Genomic DNA, 3594 nt, shown 5'->3' on the forward strand with positions numbered 1-3594 from the left:
CGCCCTGTGCGAGGACGTCGTCGCCAAGCGCGCCACCGCCCCCGGTCCGGCCGTCACCCTCCAGGCACCGGACGCCGCCTGGACGCTGCCGGGCGACGGTGCCCCCGTGCGGGTGACCGGCGGCCTGCCCGCCCTCGCCGCCTACCTCACCGGACGGGACGCCGGCCCGCACGCCGCGGACGGCACGCCCGCCCCCGTGCTGGGCCCCTGGCTCTGACCCAGGTCCCGCCCCGCCACCGAAGGAACTGATCATGAATTCTGAATCCAGCGCCGCGGACCGGCCCGACGTCCTCGTGGTCGGCGGCGGCATCGGCGGCCTCAGCACCGCCTTCGCCCTGACCCGCCGGGGCCTGCGGGTGCGCGTCCTGGAACGCGCGCCGGAGTTCGGCGAGGTGGGCGCCGGCCTGCAGATCGCCCCCAACTGCACCCGCATCCTCGCCGAGTACGGCCTGCTGGACGAAGCCAAGCGGCTGGGCGTCGTCCCCGAGTCCATGGTGATGAGGGACGCGCTCGACTCCACCGAACTGACCCGGCTGGACCTGCGCGACCTCGAACGCCGTTACGGCTTCCCGTACATGGTGATCCACCGCAGCGACCTGCACGGGATCTTCCTGCGAGCCTGCGAACGCGCCGGGGTCGAGCTGCTCACCGACCGGACCGTCACCGGCTACGAGAACGTCACCCACGACGACGGCACCACCGGCGCCCTGGTCCGCCTGGAGGACGGCGGCGTCCAGGAGGCCCCGCTGGTCGTCGCGGCCGACGGCCTGCACTCGGTGGCCCGGCGGCAGCTCGTCGGCGACGACGTGGTCAGCTCCTCCTACGTCGCCTACCGCGCGGCCGTGCCCATCGAGAAGGTCCGCCGCACGGGCCGCGACGGCGGCGGCGTCGCGGAGAAGGACGTCACCCTCCACGTCGGCCCCGGCTGCCACTTCGTGCAGTACGCCCTGCGCGGCGGCGAGATGTTCAACCAGGTCGCCGTCTTCGAGTCGCCCAAGGCCCTGGCCGGCCAGGAGGACTGGGGCACCCCGGACGAGCTGGACGCGGCCTTCGAGGCCACCTGCGACACGGTGCGCGACGGCATCCCGCTGATGTGGCGGGACCGCTGGTGGCGGATGTTCGACCGCGACCCGATCGAGACGTGGGTGCACGGCCGGATCGTGCTCCTCGGCGACGCCGCGCACCCGCCGCTCCAGTACATGGCGCAGGGCGCGATCATGGCGATCGAGGACGGCTGGGTGCTGTCCGAGCACCACGCCCGGATGGCGGACGCCGCCGGCGAGGGCGGGACGCCGGACTGGGACGGCGCGCTCGCGGCGTACGAGGCGGTCCGTGTCGAGCACTGCCGCCGGGTGCAGACCACGGCCCGCTCCTGGGGCGAACTGTGGCACCTCGGCGGCGAGGACCGGGTGCGGCGCAACGAGGTCCTGCTGGCGCGCGACACCTACGACTACTCCTTCACCGACTGGGTCTACGGCCCGACCGCGCTCACCCCGGACGAGGAGCCGGAGATGTTCACACCGATCCCGGTGACCTCGCGGGACTGAGGCGGGCAGCGGGCAGGGGGCGACGACCGCGCGGTCGTCGCCCTCTAGGATCTCGTCCATGGCGAACCTTCGTGAGGCACAGAAGCGGATGACTCGCCGGCTGCTGATGGAGTCGGGACTCGAGCTGTTCACGGCGAAGGGCTACGCCGCCACCACGGTCGACGACGTCGCGAAGGCGGCGGGCACCACACGGGTGACCTTCTACGCCTACTTCCCCTCCCGCGGCGAGCTGATGAAGGCGCTCATCGACGAGCAGCTCAACGAGGTGCTCCAGCGCGTCCGCTCCTCCGAGCACGGCTCCACCGCCCAGGACCTCGTCGCCACCGTCGCCGAGGGGACGCCGGAGGCGATCACCGCCTGGCTGCGCGCCACCGCGGACAACTGGCCGGCCATCCGGCCGATCATCCGCATCGGCCGCGAGGCCGCGGTGATCGAGCCGGAACTCAAGGACCTGGTCGAGCGCTGGCTGGAGGAAGCCATCAGCGACATCGAGGACGGACTGGAGCGCGCCGGGCGCTTCCGGCCCCACCAGCGCCACTTCCGCGGCGTCCTCGCCATGGCCGAGCTGGACTTCGTCGCCCAGCACTGGGACGGCGCCGACTGGAAGCTGACCCGCGAGCAGATGCTCGACGAACTCGGCGAGAGCTGGGTCCGGCTCCTCACCTGACACCTCGCGCCCCGTCGGCTCAAGCCCCGTCGGCTCACGCCGCGCCAGCTCACGCCGCGGCACCTCGTGCACCGGCACCTCACGGCTGCCGCGCCGCCTCCACGAGCAGTTCCCGGAGCCATGCGACGAAGTGCTCGTCGGCCGGCCGCGGGTTCCACACCATGTCGATCCCGAGCCCGGGCAGCGGGAAGGGGAACTCCTCGATCCGCAGGCCGGTCAGCGTCCGCATGGCGGCGGCCACCCGGTGCCGCAGCAGGGCGACCCCGCCCGCCCGGGCGACCAGGTAGGGCACCAGCAGGAAGTCGGAGACCAGGCGGCCGACCCGGTAGGCGACGCCCTTCTCCTCCAGCACCGCGTACGGGAAGACCCGGCGGTCGGTGTCGACCACGATGTGCGGCTGCGTGGTCAGGAGGTCGAGCGCGGTCGCCTCCGGCGGACTGTCCGGGGCGGCCACCACCACGCAGCGGTCGTCGTACAGCCGCTCGCGCGGGTACGGCGAGAAGTGCCCCTCCGAGAGCAGCACCACGTCCACGCCCCGGTCGGTGAAGGTGGCCTCCGTCGGCACCGTGATGGTGTGCAGCCGCAGGGTGGCGTGCGGGGCGCGCTCGGCGACCAGCCGCGCCAGGGCGGGGCCCACCACGAACGCCGTGCTGGTCGTCATGGCGACGGTGACCACGCGCGCGTCGGTGGCCGGGTCGAAACGCGGCAGGTTCACCACGTGGGCCGCCTGCCGCAGCGCCGCGCGCAGCGGGACGATCAGTTCCCGTGCCTTGGGGGTCAGCGTCATGCCCGCGCCCTGCCGGACGACGAGGTCGTCGCCCAGCAGGCGCCGCATCCGCGTCAGGGCGTGGCTCATCGCCGGCTGGGACAGGCCGACCCGCTCCGCCGCCCTGGTCACCGAGCCCTCCTCCAGGAGCGCGAGGAGGGGGACCAGCAGGTTGAGGTTGACCGACGCCAGCCGGTCCAGTCCGGAACCCGAGGTCCCCCCGGTCGCCGGTGCGCCTTCGCTCATGCGACGGGAGCCTACGCGGCCGTCCGGCTCAGCCGGCGCAGCCGGGGGACGGGGACGCGGTGGTTGAGGGCCACCGCCACCCCGGTCCCGTCGGTGTGCGTCCAGCGCATCAGCGCCGGGCCGCCGCCGGGCCCTCCCTCGAGGTACACCGGCGGGCCTTCGCCGGGCAGGTGCCCCACCGCCTTCAGCCCCAGCCCGAACTGCTCGGTCCAGAAGTACGGCTGGAGGCTGAGCGGCGGTGCCGCCACCCCGTGGAGCAGAGCCCTGGCGGCGGCCTTCGCCTGCTCGAGCGCGCTGCTCCACAGGGGGACGCGGCGCGGCCCGTACGGGGTGGGGAGGGCCGCGAGGTCGCCGACGGCCGCGACGTC

At 73.9% G+C, this 3594-nt stretch carries 3 protein-coding genes and 2 pseudogenes; 3 read left to right on the plus strand and 2 right to left on the minus strand.

Going from position 1 to position 3594, the window contains the following annotated elements; all coding sequences use genetic code 11:
* The 3 genes and pseudogenes from HW445_RS22475 to HW445_RS22485 all read left to right on the plus strand — a co-directional run.
* Window positions 1-217: pseudogene (locus tag HW445_RS22475) on the plus strand (maleylpyruvate isomerase); the annotation flags it as partial.
* A gap of 34 nt (window positions 218-251) precedes the next feature.
* On the plus strand, window positions 252-1547 hold the full coding sequence (locus HW445_RS22480) for an FAD-dependent oxidoreductase (protein WP_180222781.1): 1296 nt from the start codon (window positions 252-254) through the stop codon (window positions 1545-1547).
* A 58-nt stretch (window positions 1548-1605) separates the two neighbouring features.
* Window positions 1606-2214, plus strand: a complete 609-nt coding sequence (locus tag HW445_RS22485) for a TetR/AcrR family transcriptional regulator (protein WP_180222782.1) — start codon at window positions 1606-1608, stop codon at window positions 2212-2214.
* Window positions 2215-2293: 79 nt separating this feature from the next.
* On the opposite strand, the gene HW445_RS22490 is transcribed toward HW445_RS22485, so the two are convergent.
* Together HW445_RS22490 and HW445_RS22495 are read right to left on the minus strand one after the other, a co-directional pair.
* Window positions 2294-3226, minus strand: coding sequence for a LysR family transcriptional regulator (locus HW445_RS22490; RefSeq protein ID WP_180222783.1), 933 nt, complete (start codon window positions 3224-3226; stop codon window positions 2294-2296).
* Window positions 3227-3237: 11 nt separating this feature from the next.
* Window positions 3238-3594: pseudogene (locus tag HW445_RS22495) on the minus strand (NAD(P)/FAD-dependent oxidoreductase); the annotation flags it as partial.

The organism is Streptomyces sp. UH6, from assembly GCF_013421635.1.
Lineage (GTDB): Bacteria > Actinomycetota > Actinomycetes > Streptomycetales > Streptomycetaceae > Streptomyces > Streptomyces abyssomicinicus.

What these genes read in the sequence shown, in the direction of transcription:
- HW445_RS22480 (WP_180222781.1), top strand. Translation starts at nt 252, where the DNA reads ATGAATTCTGAATCCAGCGCCGCGGACCGGCCCGACGTCCTCGTGGTC.
- HW445_RS22485 (WP_180222782.1), top strand. Translation starts at nt 1,606, where the DNA reads ATGGCGAACCTTCGTGAGGCACAGAAGCGGATGACTCGCCGGCTGCTG.
- HW445_RS22490 (WP_180222783.1), bottom strand. Translation starts at nt 3,226, where the DNA reads ATGAGCGAAGGCGCACCGGCGACCGGGGGGACCTCGGGTTCCGGACTG.